The following is a 15,174-nucleotide window of genomic DNA, read 5'->3' as shown; positions in this document are numbered from 1 at the left end:
TTACTTTTTTATGGGAGCTATGATAAAATGAAAATATACTTTTCGCGGCACGCAAAGAATAGAATGCACAGGTTCAAAATTAGCAACACAGAAGTTATTACTGCCATCGAAAACGCGTTTCTAACTGAAGAAAGTATTAAAAAGCGCAAAAATGCCTGGAGCAAACGAAATGGCAATTACCTGAGAGTAACTTATTCACAAGAAAACCTCCATGAAATCATTGTTATAACGGTAACGCTAAAGAAAAATGGGCCAAAGGGGGACTTAACATGAAAATCGAATATGACCCCGAAGTGGACGCCTTGTATCTGGAGCTGCGCGAAGGAATTCCAACGGACAGCATTGATCTTGAAGAGGGTATCACCGTGGATCTTGACGACAATGGGCATGTCATAGGTTTAGAAGTTTTAGATGCATCGGAAAAATTACGCGAGGGTTTAACTAATATTACCATTAATGGCATGCCATCTCAGAGGTTATATGGCCATTCCAACAGTTCATCCCGGAGAAAGTCTGCAGGAAAAGCCGGTTTACTGTAACTGAATGTATGCCCGGCGATAAGTGACCATACCGGCATCAGCCCCCTGGAAGCAGTTTCCTGAAAGATCAAGCAGGAAAAACGCGCTTCCTGTAGAATTACAGATTTTGTTCTGCACTGGTAACAGCGGCATCCGATCACACAGGAGGAGCTTTATCCCATGGCCAAAGCAGCCACCGCCCCCCGGGCGGTCAGCACCAACCTGACAGCGGCAAAAGCGGCCACCCGCCCCTGGACCTACCAGGCGGCCTTCTGGGGCCTGGCGGTCCTGCTCCTGCTGCCGCCCTTTTTCCGGGGCCTGTTCTTTTCCCCGGAACAGGAACTGGCCCTGATGGGCGCCGCCGTGGTCTGCTGGTTCACCTGGCTGTGGAAGCACGGGGAGCGGGACTACAGTTTTCTTTCCCACCCCCTGGACTATTTCACCCTGGCCCTGCCGGCGGTATACATACTTTCCTTCTTTGTGGCCGTCAACACCGGCCTGGCCGTGGACGAAATAGTCAAGAACGTCCTGTACTTCCTGGTCTACTGGGTGGCCGGGCAGCTGGTGCGGGAGGAACGGGACGCCGGCCGCCTGCTGCACGTCATCTACCTGGCCGCCGCCGGCGTGGCCCTGGCCGGTCTTTTCACCGCCACCGGCCTGGTCAACATCAAGGACGGATTTTTAAACGGTCGCATATATTCCTCCTTCCAGTACCCCAACGCCCTGGCCAGCTACCTGGCCCTGGCCGGGTTCCTGGGGCTGTTCTTCCGGGCCGATTACGGCTCCCGCACCGTGGGTGAAAGCATCGCCGATCCGGTGCTGCGGAAAACCCTGCCCCGGCGCCTGCTGGAACTGCGCCCCTACGGCTATTTTTACACCGCGGCCAACTTCCTCATCCTGGCCGTGCTCTTCGGCACCAAATCCCGGGGCGGCCTGCTGGTCACCGGGGCGGTGTTCGTGCTCTACCTGATCGGCCTTTCCTGGCAGAAGCGCCTGCCCGTGCTGGTATACACCCTGTTGCTGAGCGTACCCGGCTACCTGGCCGTAGAAAAATTCATCACCGCCGCCGAAGCCAAACAAACGGGCCAGGCCTGGCTGTGGATGGCCGGCGGTCTGGCCCTGGTTCTGGCCGCCCAGTGGGCGTATAGATATGGGGAGGGGCGTTTTTCTGCCCGGTGGCCGGCAGAGAAAAAACGGGTGAATATGGCCCTGGCCGGGATGGTGCTGGCCTGTGTAATCGCCGGCGGGGCGCTGCTGGCCGTCCACCCGCAGGCGGTGGAGAAAATCACCACCTTCACCTACCTGCGCAATGCCTTTGAGCGCACCTTCTTCGTTAAAGACGCCCTGGCCATGGTCAAGGACCGGCCCATCCTGGGCTGGGGGGGCGGCGGCTGGGAAGAAGCCTACCGCTCCTACCAGGACTACCTGTACAACTCCAACGAAGTGCACAGCTATTATTTCCAGGTGGCCGTGGAAACGGGCATATTGGGTTTTTTAGTGGTGCTGGGCATCTGGGCCTCCTTCCTGTGGACGGCCCACCGGGCTTTCTGGAACGCCCCGCCCGGCTCCGGCCGCCGGGGTATGGCCTGGGCCATGACGGCAGCCGCCCTGGCCGTGGGCCTGCACGCCGTCATGGACTTCGACCTGTCCCTGTCCGCCCTCACCCTGGCCCTGTGGACCCTCTTTGCCTGCGTCAGGGTTCTGGGTTATAATCGAAACAGGGAAACAGGTGTGGAAGGTGAGTGAAGATGTCTTTGCGTTATTATCCTGAGGAAATAGTAAAAAGGAATGCACAACTCTACGAGAAATATGGGCGGCAATTGGAAAAGGAGCATAAAGGAAAATATATTGCCATTTCTGAGGAAGGTCAAATCATAGTGGATTCTAATGACATTCGAGTTGCACAACAGGCAATAGAGAAATTTGGCCCCGGCCGATTTGCCTTTTACAAAATTGGTTATAAAGCAATAGGTAAATGGAGGGCTATAAGTGCCTGCCTATGAATACCCTTATATTGACTTGTTCTTCGCAGTTGGCGATTACAAAGAAAAAATACATGCCTATATAGACACTGTATTTGAAGGTTATATCGTCTTGCCAGAATATTATATTGAAAGAATCGGTGAGCCAGCATTTTTTACTGACTGGGAAGTAGCAGATGGAGCACTTGTTGTAGCAGCAGAATATATCGGAAACATCACGATCCCGGAAATAGGTTTTGCTACAATGGTACGCATAACCTGTCTGGGGAATGAATGTCTTATAGGTAGAGCAATAATTGATCATTTGCGATTAACTCTAGATCGAGGGCAAAAAGTAATTATTGATGCATTAATGTAAGGACAGTGACTAAAATTGGGCAAAAAAGCAAGACGCAAAAAAACAATTAGTCTAGTTGCTAATGATATTGCTCAAGTTCCAAGCAATAAACTGCAAGCAACAAAAAAAAGTGTTGTCCACCCCTCAAACCCCGTAGCCCTGGCCGCAGCCTCCGTAGCCTGCGCCGCCGTGTTCCTTTTCGCCTTCTTCCTGGCTTCGGCCAACGGTTACGCCCGCCAGGCCGGCGAATACCTGCAGCGGGGGAACGTCCAGCAGGGCCTGGCCGCCATGCAGAAGGCGGCGGCCTACAACCCCTTCAGCGCCGACTACCACACCGGCCTGATGCGCATCTACCTGGCCACGGGTAAAACCCGGCAGGCAGTGGAAGAGGCCGGAGCGGCCGCAGCCCGCAGCCAGTACGGCGCCGCCCGCCAGGCCGACCTGGCCCAGGCCTACCTGGCCGCCGGCCGGTACGCCGACGCGGTGACCTGCGCCCGCCGGGCCCTGGAACTGGCCCCCTACCAGATCGCCTGGTACGAAACCCTGGCCGGCATATGCGCCGCCGCCGGCCGGGGAGAACTGCAGGCCGGCAACAAGGACGCCGCCCGGCAGCACCTGGAAGAAGCGCTGCAGGTGCCGGGTATGCTGCAGGCCCGGGTGGCCGGCCTGGGCGAAGAAGAAAAGAAGCTCTGGCGGGACGCCCCCATGCTGGCCGTCACGCCCCGGCTGCAGCTGGGCGTGGGACAGGCCGGTATCTGCTGGGCAAGTTCACCGAAGCGGAACAAAGCCTGCAGGCCGCCCTGCCGGACAACCAGTTGAAGGGCGAAGCCTCCCTGTGGCTGGCCCTGGTCAAGGAAAAACAGGGCAAACCCGACGAAGCCCAGAAACTGGTCCAGGAAGCCGGGAAAATAAACAAAAATAGCGAGGCCGTTTTTAAACAGCTCAAAGCCCTGGAACCTTTAAAGTAAAATGCTCAAGATCTATCAATCCCAGGGCTCCCAAGCTGGCCATGGCAGGGGTGGAGTGAAGGGACTTTATCAAAGCGAGGATACATAAACAATGTGGCAGCAGATCAAAGAAATTTATGCATATCGGGAAATGCTCAAAAACCTGGTGGCTAAGGAACTCCGGGCACGCTATAAGGGATCGGTGTTTGGATTTTTATGGACGTTTTTCAATCCTTTACTGACATTGGTGGTCTATAGCGTCGTTTTTTCCTTTGTTATGCGCGTGCAGATGGAGCATTATTCCATGTTTATGTTTGTGGGTCTGCTGCCCTGGAACTATCTGGCCACTTCAGCCCAGATGGGAGCTGCCAGCATTGTGGCCGGCGGCGGTCTGATCAAAAAGACCTACTTTCCAAGGGAGATATTGCCATTATCAATAGTTTTATCTAACCTGATTAACTACATGCTCAGTCTTCTCATTCTGATCCCGGCACTGTTAATTGTGCAAGTACCTCTTACCATGGCGTTAATTGCTTTTCCGGTAGTGGTCCTTATTCAGACATTCTTTGTATGCGGTTTAACCCTGCTGCTGGCAGCAGCAAATGTCTATTTCCGGGATCTGGAGCATATCACCGGCGTGATCATTATGGCCTGGTTTTTCTTTACACCCATTCTTTACCCGATGGAAATGGTACCAAAAGAAGTAAAGGGATTATTCATTCTAAACCCGATGGTGCCGGTGATCAAAGCCTACCAGGACATTTTCTTTCACGGCCAGTTTCCCGACTGGGCCTCATTGGGAAGCTTTAGTCTCGGGGCAGTCGTTTTTCTGTTGTTTAGTTTAACGGTCTTCCACCGACTGCAAAAAAATTTTGCCGAAGCCGTATAAAAGCGGGGTAGCCCATGTCAACGGCAGTAGAAGTAATCAACCTGTCCAAAAAATTTCATCTCTACCAGGATCGCACCCAGACCCTTAAGGAAATGATCATTTTCTGGAACCGCCAGAAAATGGAAGATTTCTGGGCCCTGCGGGACATCAATTTATCCATCCCCAGGGGCGCCACGGTGGGCCTAATCGGTCGTAACGGCAGCGGTAAAAGCACCCTTTTGAAAATCATCAGCAGAATACTGTACCCCACCACGGGAGAGGTAAAGATAAACGGCCGGGTTTCCACCCTGTTAGAACTGGGGGCCGGATTTCATCCGGACTTTACCGGGCGGGAAAACATTTTTTTAAATGCTTCTATTCTGGGCTTAAGTCGCCGGGAAACGGAACGTCACTTAAGGGACATCATTGATTTTGCCGAGCTGGAAGAATTTATCGACAACCCGGTGCGCAATTATTCCTCCGGCATGTATGTGCGGCTTGGCTTTTCCGTGGCCGTGCACGTGGACCCGGACATCCTGCTGGTGGACGAGGTCATGGCCGTCGGCGACCTGGCCTTTCAAAAAAAATGTCTGGAAAAAATCAACGAATTCCGGCGCAGGGGAAAGACCATCATCTTTGTCGCCCACGACATGTCCCTGGTGCAACGGATCTGCGACTATGTGGTATGGCTGGAGCATGGGGAGATTAAAGCCCAGGGCAGGCCCGGTGAAGTGATTAACCGGTATCTGGACCTGGTGGCCTCCCGGGAAGAAGAAAGAATGCTTCAGGAGAAAGAAAAATCTCACGGACAATCGGAATGGAACGAGGGCGAGACACCAACCGACCAGGACGCCGGGGATAAGCATGAACAATACATAATCACGGATCAAACTGACCCACCGGCCAGGACCAACCGCTGGGGAAACCACCAGGTGGAAATAACGGCGGTAAAAATGTTCAATCATCGGGGAAAGGAATCGTACTCTTTTGAATGCGGCCAGCCTGCGACCATTGCCATCCACTATATCATGCACAAACCGGTTTCCGACCTGGTCTTCGGCATCGGCATCTTCCGGGATGACGGCCTTCACTGTTACGGAACCAATACGGATATAGATCACTTTGAAATAGAAAGCTTACCCCCAAAAGGGGTAGTTGAATGTCAAATCCAGAGCATTCACTTCCTGGAAGGCAGGTACTTCCTGGACGTAGCCGCTCACACTAAAGAAGGCATACCCTACGATTACTGGACCCGTTGTCTGGAGTTCAGCATTTTTTCCCGCATTAAGGATGTAGGGGTGGCCAGGCTGGAGCACGGGTGGGTGGTTTTAGGCAATTCGGAAAGAGCGTTGCTTAAAAACAAAATCTGGCGTAATAAGGAGCAGTGAAAAATGTCCAAACCGGCACCTGAATTAAATGTGGACGAAATAATGGAGCGGATACGCGAAGAAATTAGAAGGAGACGCCAGCAAACCAGCGTGCCTCCCGGGAATGAAGTTTTATCCCCGGACCAGGAAATGATTTATAATAATAATTTTATCAATAAATGGGTGCAGCTGGAAAGCGCCCTGCAAGCAGCGGAACAGGTGAGCCAGGTAGGAACCAGGCTCCCTGGAATGTATACCTTCAGGGGCTGGCGAAGAAAAATTGCCACCTTCGCAGGAAATGTTTTTTTGCGCTTATCGCAGGTAATCACCAGGGACCAGCGTGCTTACAATACCTCGGTGTTAAATGCCATACGCTCCATGGAACAGGTATTAAAAGACATGGAGACACAAAGCAAAAAGCTTTCCGTAAATAAATTAAATGAAGAAATAACCGGAATTAATCACAAGTTGATTTCCCTGGAACAAACACACGGAGAGAGCATCCGGATCATGGAAGCGGAGCTAAGTGAACTAAAGTCCCAACTTAATGGGGATTCGGAAAATGCGATTAAAATTGTCCCCCGCATTAATTCCATTGAATCCATGATCGGGCAACTTCAGAATACCCAAAACCTCCTATCTGAAAAAATATCTGGCATTATAGCAAGCTTGAATAATCTGGAATCCCAGGTTGTCAAGCAAATTACTAATTTAAATCAGCAATTGAACAATTTATCGGAAGAAAAATTGACCAGGTTCAATTACCAGGAATCCCGGATTAATGAGGCTTTACAAAAGACCGAGTATCTCAAAAAGAATCTTTTGCTACAGGAACGCCGGTTGGGCCTGCTGCTGGAAGAGGCCCGGCAGCGCCTGCCAGAACCCTTCTCACCTGAGCAAAGCAGAACTTTTATAGAGAAAGCCAGCGACATATATGACGGACTGTATATGGAATTTGAAGACCACTTTCGCGGCACAAGGGAAGATATAAAAGAAAGACAAAAGGTTTTTATACCACTTATTCAAAAGGCAGGTGCAGGCACTCAAGAAAGACCGATACTGGATTTGGGCTGCGGACGGGGAGAATGGCTGGAACTTCTTAAAGCAGAAGGGTTGATAGCCAGGGGAGTGGATATAAATAAGGCGATGATAATGTTCTGCCAGGAGCTTGGACTTGCTGTAACCCAGGGGGACGTGCTGGATTATATTCGTACATTACCCAATGAAAGCATCGGAGCGGTAACCGGTTTCCATATTGTGGAACACCTTGCTTTTGAACATATAATCAATCTTTTTGATGAAACAGTAAGGGTTCTGAAGCCTGGAGGGGTGGCCATTTTTGAAACGCCAAATCCGGAAAACATACTGGTGGGCAGTTGCAATTTTTACTTTGATCCCTCCCACCGTAATCCACTGCCCAGTCCCATGTTAAAGTTCCTAGCTGAAGCACGGGGGCTCTGTCACGTGGAAATAATCAATCTCCATCCATATCCTGAAGCATTTAAGCTATCTGGATCTGACGTAGCCGAAAGACTCAATCAGCTATTTTATGGACCACAGGACTATGCCGTGGTGGGGTGGAAGGCATGAGACGATTATTAGTTCTAAATTTTTTTCCAGCTTTTTATCCACCAACAAGCGGCGGTGAACAGCGATATTATTATCTATACTTAAATTTAAGCAGATATTATGATATCACTCTCCTTTCTCCAACTTATCCAGAACATAATTATGAAGTATTTGAGTTTAACAAAAACTTTCGCGAATACAGAATACCCAAGGAAGATATACATATAAGACTTCACAAGGAAATGGATAAAATTAAAATTGGCCCAGAATGCTCTGCGTTGGTATGCGCATTATCCAGTAGCAAAACAACTAAGTATCATGATGCCTATAAGATACTAATCAATGACGCAAATATAATAGTTCATGAATCCCCCTACATGATTAATTTTGATACTCAATTTGGAAAAGATAAAAAACCACGCATTTACAATAGTTACAATTTAGAAAGCAAATTAGCAGAGCAGATTTTATCTGGTCCTTACAAGCATAAATATGTTACATATATCACTGATCTTGAATATAAGCTGGTTAATAATTGCGATTTGGTATTTGCAACCTCAGAAGAAGAAAAAATTGCATTTCAACAAGCATATGGATGTAGTCCAGAGAAAATCGCTCTTGCCCCTAATGGAATTGAAGTATCAAATAATATTTTAAACACAAGAAAAAATTGCGATGATCTATTTCAAAAGTTAGGTATATACAAGTCAAACAGAACCGTTATTTTTTTCGGCAGCGCTCATCCTCCTAATATTGAAGCAGTACAGTTTATATGTAATTCAATAGCTCCATATTTTCCAGATGTTATCTTTTTAATTGCGGGATCAGTATGCGATAAAATAAATCATACGCCTAGCAATATTAAACTGCTAGGAAAAGTAAATGATGAACATAGAAATTATTTGCTGACTAATTGTGATGTTGCCATAAATCCTATGTTTTCAGGTGCTGGCACTAATTTAAAAATGCTAGATTATATGTCATTTGGTTTACCAATAATAAGCACACCAGTTGGTGCTCGTGGTCTAGATATTAAAAATCAAGTTCACTGTATTATAAGTGAAGCAAAGGCATTTATCCATGAGCTAGACCGTCTCCTTAAAGATCCAAATTTAAGAAAAGAAATTGGACAAGCTGCAAAAAAGCTTGTATATTCAAAATATAGTTGGAGATCTATTACAGATAACATCTATATAGAAATTGAAAAGATGCTTGAAAAAATAAAGGATAGGATAATAATCAATATGGTCAAAATGAGAAAAAAAATATTATTAATTAATGACTTTCCCGTTTCAAAACCAGCAAGTGGTGGAGAAGTACGTATTTGCAACCTATTTAGTTCATTGTCAAGATTTTTCGATGTAAATTTGATTTGCTTTACAAACGAATATAATATTAATGAAGTACAAATTACAACAAATTTTAAAGAAATTAGGATTCCAAAAACTGAAGAGCATCGGTCACTTGAAGCTAAATGGAATAAACTAACAAATATATCTGTTTCTGATATAATTAGTTCGATAATGTGTACTGAAAATGAAACATTATTAAACTATTACAAGTCTCATTCAACAGGAGCCGATATAATAATATTCCAACATCCATATCTGTCAACTCTTTTAAAAATATATCAGCCTAATGTACCAATTATTTATGAGGCTCACAACTTTGAACAAAAAATCAAAAAAGAAATATTATTTAAACATCCTAGATATAAAGATTTATTAAATATAGTAACTTCAATTGAAAAACATTTATGCAATTTGTCGACAAAAATTATTTGTGTTTCGAAAGAAGATTACAATAATTTTTCAAGCATTACCGACCCTACTAAAATCGAGATTATCCAAAATGGAGTTAATACAAAATTATACCAAGATCATTGCAATAATGATAACATTAAAAAATTTTTTAAAGGATATCCAATATCACTTTTTATAGGCAGCGGGCACCCACCAAATATTGAAGCTATAAAATTTATTATTGACACATTAGCGTTAAGGCTACCTAATATATATTTTATAATTATTGGTTCTGCTTGCGACTTTTTTAAAACCAAAAAAAATCATTCAAATACATTATTATTTGGTGTTGTTGATGATGATATTAAAAGAATTTTAATATCAATTGCCGATATAGCAATTAACCCTATGTATACTGGTGGGGGATCAAGTTTAAAAATTGCGGAATATTTAGCAGCAGGCCTACCTGTTGTTTCCACAAAAGTTGGCATTAGGGGATTTGATTTAATAGATGGTGAACATGTTATTGTTGCATCACATAATGAATTTGCGGACAAAATAAGTTATTTATTGTCTAATCATTCTTTAATGAACAAGCTAAGAAATGCTGGGCGGATTTTTTCTCACAATAATCTTGATTGGGATATTTTAGCTAACAAGTATATGAATATATTAAATAATGTGATAGATAAATCAGCATCAAAAATGATATGCTTACCAAAAAAAAAACTTTTAGTGTTAACTTATAGATTTACCTTACCGCCACTAGGAGGAGCAGAAACATATTTAAACGAGATATTAAAAGTAATTAGTAATTTAAATGATTTTGATATTGACATTGCAACATATTTTATTTCAACACTTAATAACCGTTTCCACTTTTCAATTGAATATAATAATGAAGATATAGATGCCCATATACCTAGTTATATTAATAACATCTATAGATTTAAACCGGATAGAATAAAAACCAAATATATTTTTAATAATTGCAAAAAATTATATTCGTTATGGAACAAGGAAAACATATTACACGCAAGATTTTTTGTTGGTTATTACGAAAAAACATTATTGCTGGGTGGATGGTATCTGCCAGAAAAACATGGAAACCAAATATTTAGATGGACATCTAACAAATGTGAAGTTTATTGTCCAAAATATGTTAATGGTATTGAAATTGTAGGATATGCAAACAACAACAAGCGAATTAAGATTTATTTTAACGATATTTTTTGTTATTCACTAAACGTTGATGGCTCATTTCATGTTAAAATTGATGTACCTAAAAATAACTCAGGGGTGATGACTTTGGAAATTTGTCACCCGTTTAATTCTAAGGATGACCCTAGAACTTTAGGTGTAATTGTTAATGAATTATTTGAGAAGACTGATAACATAACGAATAAAATATCATTAACAGACGATTATGAGAATTATTTGCGATTAAGGTATCCTGAGAAATGGGTATCTTCATTAATTGAAATAACTTCAAAGCGCAATAACGTTGACGATCGGCTCATTTATTTTACCAGAGGACCTCTTTCTAGGGAGTTGGAAAGTTGGTTATCAAATAATATATCAAATTACGATGTGTTACTTATTCAGGGTGTACCTTTTTCCACTTCAGTTCTAGGTGTTTATTATGCAAGAAAGCACGGTATCAGATGTGCAATATTGCCACACTATCATATGGACGATAAGTATTATCATTGGAAAATTTTTTACAATGCTTTTAGGAATGCTGATATAGTTTTTTCCGCTCCAAATTCATCTAAAAAAATGTTTTTTGATAAGATTGGAGCAAACGCTATATGCATCCCAGGTGGAGGGATAAATCCTGCCGAATACGAAAATCTTGATAGCTGCATTACGGATTTCAAACGACTTCATCCATATGGCAGGCCTTTTGTTCTTATTTTAGGAAGGAAATCCGGTGCCAAAAAATATAATGATGTTATAAAAGCTATAGACATAATAAATAACCAAAAAGGTCATGTTCTAGATGCTGTAATAATTGGAATTGACGAAGACAAAGAACCAATATTGAGTCAATATGCTTATTATTATGGCCATCAATCTCGCAGGATAACCCTTGGTGCTTTAGCTTCTTGTAGTTGTCTTATATCAATGAGCGAAAGTGAAAGTTTTGGCATTGTTATAATTGAAGCATGGATGTGCAAGAAACCAGTAATTGCGAATAAAAATTGCATAGCTTTTAATGATCTTATAGAAAATGGTATTGATGGATTTTTAGTTGCAAATATGGAAGAGCTTATTGATTCAATCATTTACCTGCATAATAACTCAGTTATAGCAAATGATATGGGACAACGCGGTTATGAAAAAGCTAGTAACAAATATTCTTGGGAATATATTGGTAGAATAATTAATTCATATTTATTTGATTTAGCCTCTTCAAAGTCGCAGTAGTTGCATAAATACAGTTTTATTTGCCAAGAGTAGAGTAGGTTCTCTTGCGCTACGGCCCGCATCCTGTCTCGGCCAAAAGGCCTTTTCGGGTAGCCTAACGCTTCGAGTCGCCCCTTAAAGCGCCTACCCGACGACTTCACGGCGAACGAGAAATTTCCGTAGCAGGTACGTTGCATCCTGCTTGCTGAGCAATAGCTTCACAGCGCTCCCCAAGTTTATAGCAAATCTTGTCTCCATAATATTCCAAATTAAATTCCTGCATACCAGAAAGTTGCTATGTTATTGTTGACGAAACTGCTTTGATAATACTTAATTGTTATTAGTAAACAGCTTGGTGGTTATTCACAATTTCTGTATTTGGCTGTTAGAGATAAATTGATTTATTTTGCTACACAAGCATTCCTGTAATGCTTTAGAGAGGGGTTGACCAATAAAAAGACCTCCTGGTACAAAAAGATTAGAGCAAATTCCAAACGTACCGGAGGTCGAGATTAATGACGAAACGAAACAAAAAACCTAAAAGAGATTCGCAGTGTTCACACCCTGATTGTAAGCGTCGACATCGCCAAAAGGACACACTGGACCCGCATGCTGGACGGATCAACGGGTATTGATGTGGGCAGCGCCTTCTCTTTTCATAATAGCATAAACGACTTTACCCGTCTACTGGGTCGAATGCAGCGGGTCAAGGAACAAATCGGTGCGCAAAACATCGTCGTGGTCATGGTACCTTCCGGCCACTATGGGAAACCCCTGGCCAGCTACCTGATCAATACCGGTATCCCGGTGGTGATCGTCATTACCACGTCAAAAAGCAAAAGGAGCTCGATGATAACTAACCCACCAAAAACGACCGGAAGGTCGCCCTGATTATCGCAACTTTAACCTGGGAATGACGCTTTTTCCACTGCTATCTACCCAAAGGGATCTGGGTCGAACTTCGGGGGTACACCCAAAACCGCCATCAGCAAAAGGCCAAACTAAACTCCGCCCAGAACATCCTGGTGGCAATCCTGGACGAGTACTTTCCCGAATATCGCCGTATTTTTAAAAACCTTCTGGTGAAGGCCTCCCTGTACATTCTGACCCACCGGCCCTTCCCCGCCGACCTAAAACAGCTCACGACAGAAGAGCTGACCGCTGAACTTAAGGCAGCCAGCAGCGGGAAAGTGGGTCAAAAACGGGCTGTTCTTTTACTGGCCGTGACCAACGAATCCACCGGCGTATCGGAAGGCCTCACCGCCGCCCGCTTGAGGCTAACCCAGTGCCTGGAAGAAATCTTCTTCTGGCAAAAGCAATTAACCCAAACTGAAGCGGCTATGGAAAAGGCCCTGGCCAAAACTGGTTTAGCCGAATATCTTTTGAGCATCCCCGGAATCGGAGTCGTTACGGCCGCCAGCTTCTTAGGGGAAGTGGGGGACCTGACCCGGTACGAAGATTGGCGCCAAATCCGCAAACTGGCCGGTTACAACCTGACCATAAACCAGTCTGGGGATTCCAAAAAAGGGAGCACGAAAATATCCAAAAGGGGCCACTCAGAATTGCGCTAAGGTGAACATTACCCGTAAGAGTTTGCAGGCAACCACCACCAGGGCCTGCTTGCTTTTCAGCGGGTTTTCCCGCCGGGTTTTCAAGTAATCGTAGAGCGCCTTGAACTGGGGGTTTTTGGCCACCAGGATCAGCGCGGCCTGGTAGAGAATGTTTCCCGGAGAAGGTTTTGGGCAGCTACCGTGGCAGCAACTGGCGGCCTAAAAGGCTTGTGGATATGCCGCTCGTGTGGACATGTGGACAGGCGCGGGAGGCCTCCTGCCACTCGGGAGTTATTTAATGAGAAGTCTGGGGTTTAGGCAGCTTGTTGGTTTATCTTCCGCCTGTCCACAGGGTTCACACTCGCTTGGACAACGCTTCGCGTTGCTCACATATCCACAAGCCCGACGGCACAAAGGAATATCATAAAGTAAAAATCTTGGGTGGGGGAACCGAAAAAACCTCCGTTAGGGCATGACCCTGCATACGAGTAAAGGTGCCCCACCCGCCCCCATTATGCTGAACGAAGGAATGTAAGGGCTTTTGACCCCGGGAGACATGATAGGGTAAGCAGGGGGCGAACAGGTGGGTTAGACCACCCAGGATGAATTTTTTCAAAAAGGCTGATAAAGTGAGCTTTTCAAAGCATGGCTTCAAAATATTGAGATAGGAGGGTTATTAAATGTCTAATAACAAAATAACTGTATCCTTATTTAATAATAAAGGAGGCGTTGGAAAAACAACAATAGCCTGGAATTTAGGTGTATCACTTTCTTATCTAGGTAAAACTGTTTTATTGATTGATTTTGATCCACAATGCAATCTTTCAATTGCTGTATTAGGCAATGAAGAATTTGCCCAACATCTCTATACTTCTCAAGAGTTTCCTCATGGCAGAACAATAAAAGCTTTTGCTCAGCCTTATATTCAACAGAATAAGATTGGGGATGTCTTTATTGCTAAACCAAAAGATAAAACAAATAATATTGACTACGATATCGTTCCTGGCGATTTTTGGCTTAACAATTTTGCTGATATTTTAAATGTAGGCACAGATGTGATAAGCGGTTCAGGTTTATATAGATTCTTACTTTTGCATATTTTAGTTAATGAAATCGAAAAACAAAAAGGAATAAAATATGATTTCATTTTAATTGATTTGCCCCCATCTTTTAATACTTTGGTTAGAGCCGCTTTATATTGCTCAGATTACTTTATTGTACCTTGTACCCCTGATTTATTTTCTGCTTATTGTGTAGGATTGATTGGAGAAGTATTGCCTGCTTTTATTATGGATTGGGAACAGGGCAAAAAGCGATATATTTCGCAAAATCCGTATGATGATGTTGTTCCTTTGAAGGGACAACCTAAGTTTGGAGGGTGGATATTTAACGGTTTTGACACACGAAAAAAAGTTGGCACAAATGTAATTGAAGAAACAGGTGCTGATAAAGCACAGTACACATTTATTTATAAGGCTGTGCAGGAAAAATTAATAAATAACTTACACAAAAAGATTGATTATAAATGCGTACCAGATTTTATAGATGCAGAGCCAGTGGCTAAAATTGAAGACTTAAACGTAATGGCTCCAGATAGTATCGTTCAAAATATCCCTCTCAAAAACCTTAGCCAGGCAAAACCAACGAGACAAAACATTGGCAAAGGTTCATGGAGCCAAGACCAAAGAAATTTAATGTATAAAATAGATCGAGAATTTGATCGTCTTGCAAAATATATGATTGATTTCTTTCCGTATTATTAATATTCGCCATAGCGATATAGTCTAAGCAGAAAGTTTTCAAAATAATAATTTCTTATGTACATAAATACGTATATAAAGTACGTCTGGCCACCGAACATCTAGTGTTCATGGAACAATTGTAT

General features: G+C 44.0%; 14 protein-coding genes and 1 pseudogene. 14 read left to right on the top strand and 1 reads right to left on the bottom strand.

Going from position 1 to position 15,174, the window contains the following annotated elements:
• The first annotated feature begins 27 nt into the window (after positions 1-27).
• From GFC01_RS20160 to GFC01_RS19245, 13 genes are all read left to right on the top strand, one after another.
• Positions 28-273 carry a DUF4258 domain-containing protein gene (locus tag GFC01_RS20160; RefSeq protein ID WP_423244366.1) on the top strand — a complete coding sequence of 82 codons (246 nt, stop codon included), beginning with the start codon at positions 28-30 and terminating at the stop codon, positions 271-273.
• On the top strand, positions 270-539 hold the full coding sequence (locus GFC01_RS03885; protein WP_152945332.1) for a DUF2283 domain-containing protein: 270 nt from the start codon (positions 270-272) through the stop codon (positions 537-539). Before GFC01_RS20160 ends, GFC01_RS03885 begins: the two co-directional genes overlap by 4 nt.
• Positions 540-698: 159 nt before the next feature.
• Positions 699-2,264, top strand: a complete 1,566-nt coding sequence (locus GFC01_RS03880; protein WP_152945331.1) for an O-antigen ligase family protein — start codon at positions 699-701, stop codon at positions 2,262-2,264.
• A gap of 2 nt (positions 2,265-2,266) precedes the next feature.
• On the top strand, positions 2,267-2,521 hold the full coding sequence (locus tag GFC01_RS03875) for a hypothetical protein (RefSeq protein WP_152945330.1): 255 nt from the start codon (positions 2,267-2,269) through the stop codon (positions 2,519-2,521).
• Entirely contained in the window at positions 2,508-2,858 is a 351-nt protein-coding gene (locus GFC01_RS03870) for a pepsin/retropepsin-like aspartic protease family protein (RefSeq protein ID WP_152945329.1), read from the top strand. The genes GFC01_RS03875 and GFC01_RS03870 overlap by 14 nt, the downstream gene beginning before the upstream one ends.
• A 168-nt stretch (positions 2,859-3,026) precedes the next feature.
• Positions 3,027-3,656, top strand: coding sequence for a tetratricopeptide repeat protein (locus tag GFC01_RS03865; RefSeq protein WP_341473741.1), 630 nt, complete (start codon positions 3,027-3,029; stop codon positions 3,654-3,656).
• Positions 3,653-3,805 carry a hypothetical protein gene (locus GFC01_RS18720; protein ID WP_194174812.1) on the top strand — a complete coding sequence of 51 codons (153 nt, stop codon included), beginning with the start codon at positions 3,653-3,655 and terminating at the stop codon, positions 3,803-3,805. Before GFC01_RS03865 ends, GFC01_RS18720 begins: the two co-directional genes overlap by 4 nt.
• A 91-nt stretch (positions 3,806-3,896) precedes the next feature.
• Complete coding sequence (locus GFC01_RS03855; RefSeq protein WP_152945326.1) at positions 3,897-4,673, top strand: ABC transporter permease; 777 nt, start codon at positions 3,897-3,899, stop codon at positions 4,671-4,673.
• A gap of 14 nt (positions 4,674-4,687) precedes the next feature.
• Complete coding sequence (locus GFC01_RS03850) at positions 4,688-6,040, top strand: ABC transporter ATP-binding protein (RefSeq protein WP_152945325.1); 1,353 nt, start codon at positions 4,688-4,690, stop codon at positions 6,038-6,040.
• A 30-nt stretch (positions 6,041-6,070) separates the two neighbouring features.
• Positions 6,071-7,609 carry a methyltransferase domain-containing protein gene (locus GFC01_RS19925; RefSeq protein WP_194174803.1) on the top strand — a complete coding sequence of 513 codons (1,539 nt, stop codon included), beginning with the start codon at positions 6,071-6,073 and terminating at the stop codon, positions 7,607-7,609.
• Positions 7,606-11,760 carry a glycosyltransferase family 4 protein gene (locus tag GFC01_RS03840; RefSeq protein ID WP_194174802.1) on the top strand — a complete coding sequence of 1,385 codons (4,155 nt, stop codon included), beginning with the start codon at positions 7,606-7,608 and terminating at the stop codon, positions 11,758-11,760. The genes GFC01_RS19925 and GFC01_RS03840 overlap by 4 nt, the downstream gene beginning before the upstream one ends.
• 525 nt (positions 11,761-12,285) lie before the next feature.
• A complete protein-coding gene (locus GFC01_RS20155) occupies positions 12,286-12,630 on the top strand; it encodes an IS110 family transposase (RefSeq protein ID WP_423244368.1) in 345 nt (114 codons plus the stop codon).
• 449 nt (positions 12,631-13,079) lie between these two features.
• A complete protein-coding gene (locus GFC01_RS19245) occupies positions 13,080-13,310 on the top strand; it encodes an IS110 family transposase (RefSeq protein WP_243137217.1) in 231 nt (76 codons plus the stop codon).
• Here the strand turns inward: GFC01_RS19245 and GFC01_RS03825 are convergent.
• A pseudogene (locus tag GFC01_RS03825) lies at positions 13,302-13,466 on the bottom strand (IS110 family transposase); the annotation flags it as partial. The gene GFC01_RS19245 and the pseudogene GFC01_RS03825 sit on opposite strands and share 9 nt — an antisense overlap.
• 503 nt (positions 13,467-13,969) lie before the next feature.
• On the opposite strand from GFC01_RS03825, the gene GFC01_RS03820 reads away from it, so the two are divergent.
• On the top strand, positions 13,970-15,052 hold the full coding sequence (locus tag GFC01_RS03820; protein WP_152945319.1) for a ParA family protein: 1,083 nt from the start codon (positions 13,970-13,972) through the stop codon (positions 15,050-15,052).
• Positions 15,053-15,174 lie beyond the last annotated feature (122 nt).

The organism is Desulfofundulus thermobenzoicus (genome assembly GCF_009428905.1).
GTDB classification, from domain to species: Bacteria; Bacillota; Desulfotomaculia; order Desulfotomaculales; family Desulfovirgulaceae; genus Desulfofundulus_A; species Desulfofundulus_A thermobenzoicus.
This window is presented reverse-complemented; position numbering and strand designations above follow the sequence as displayed.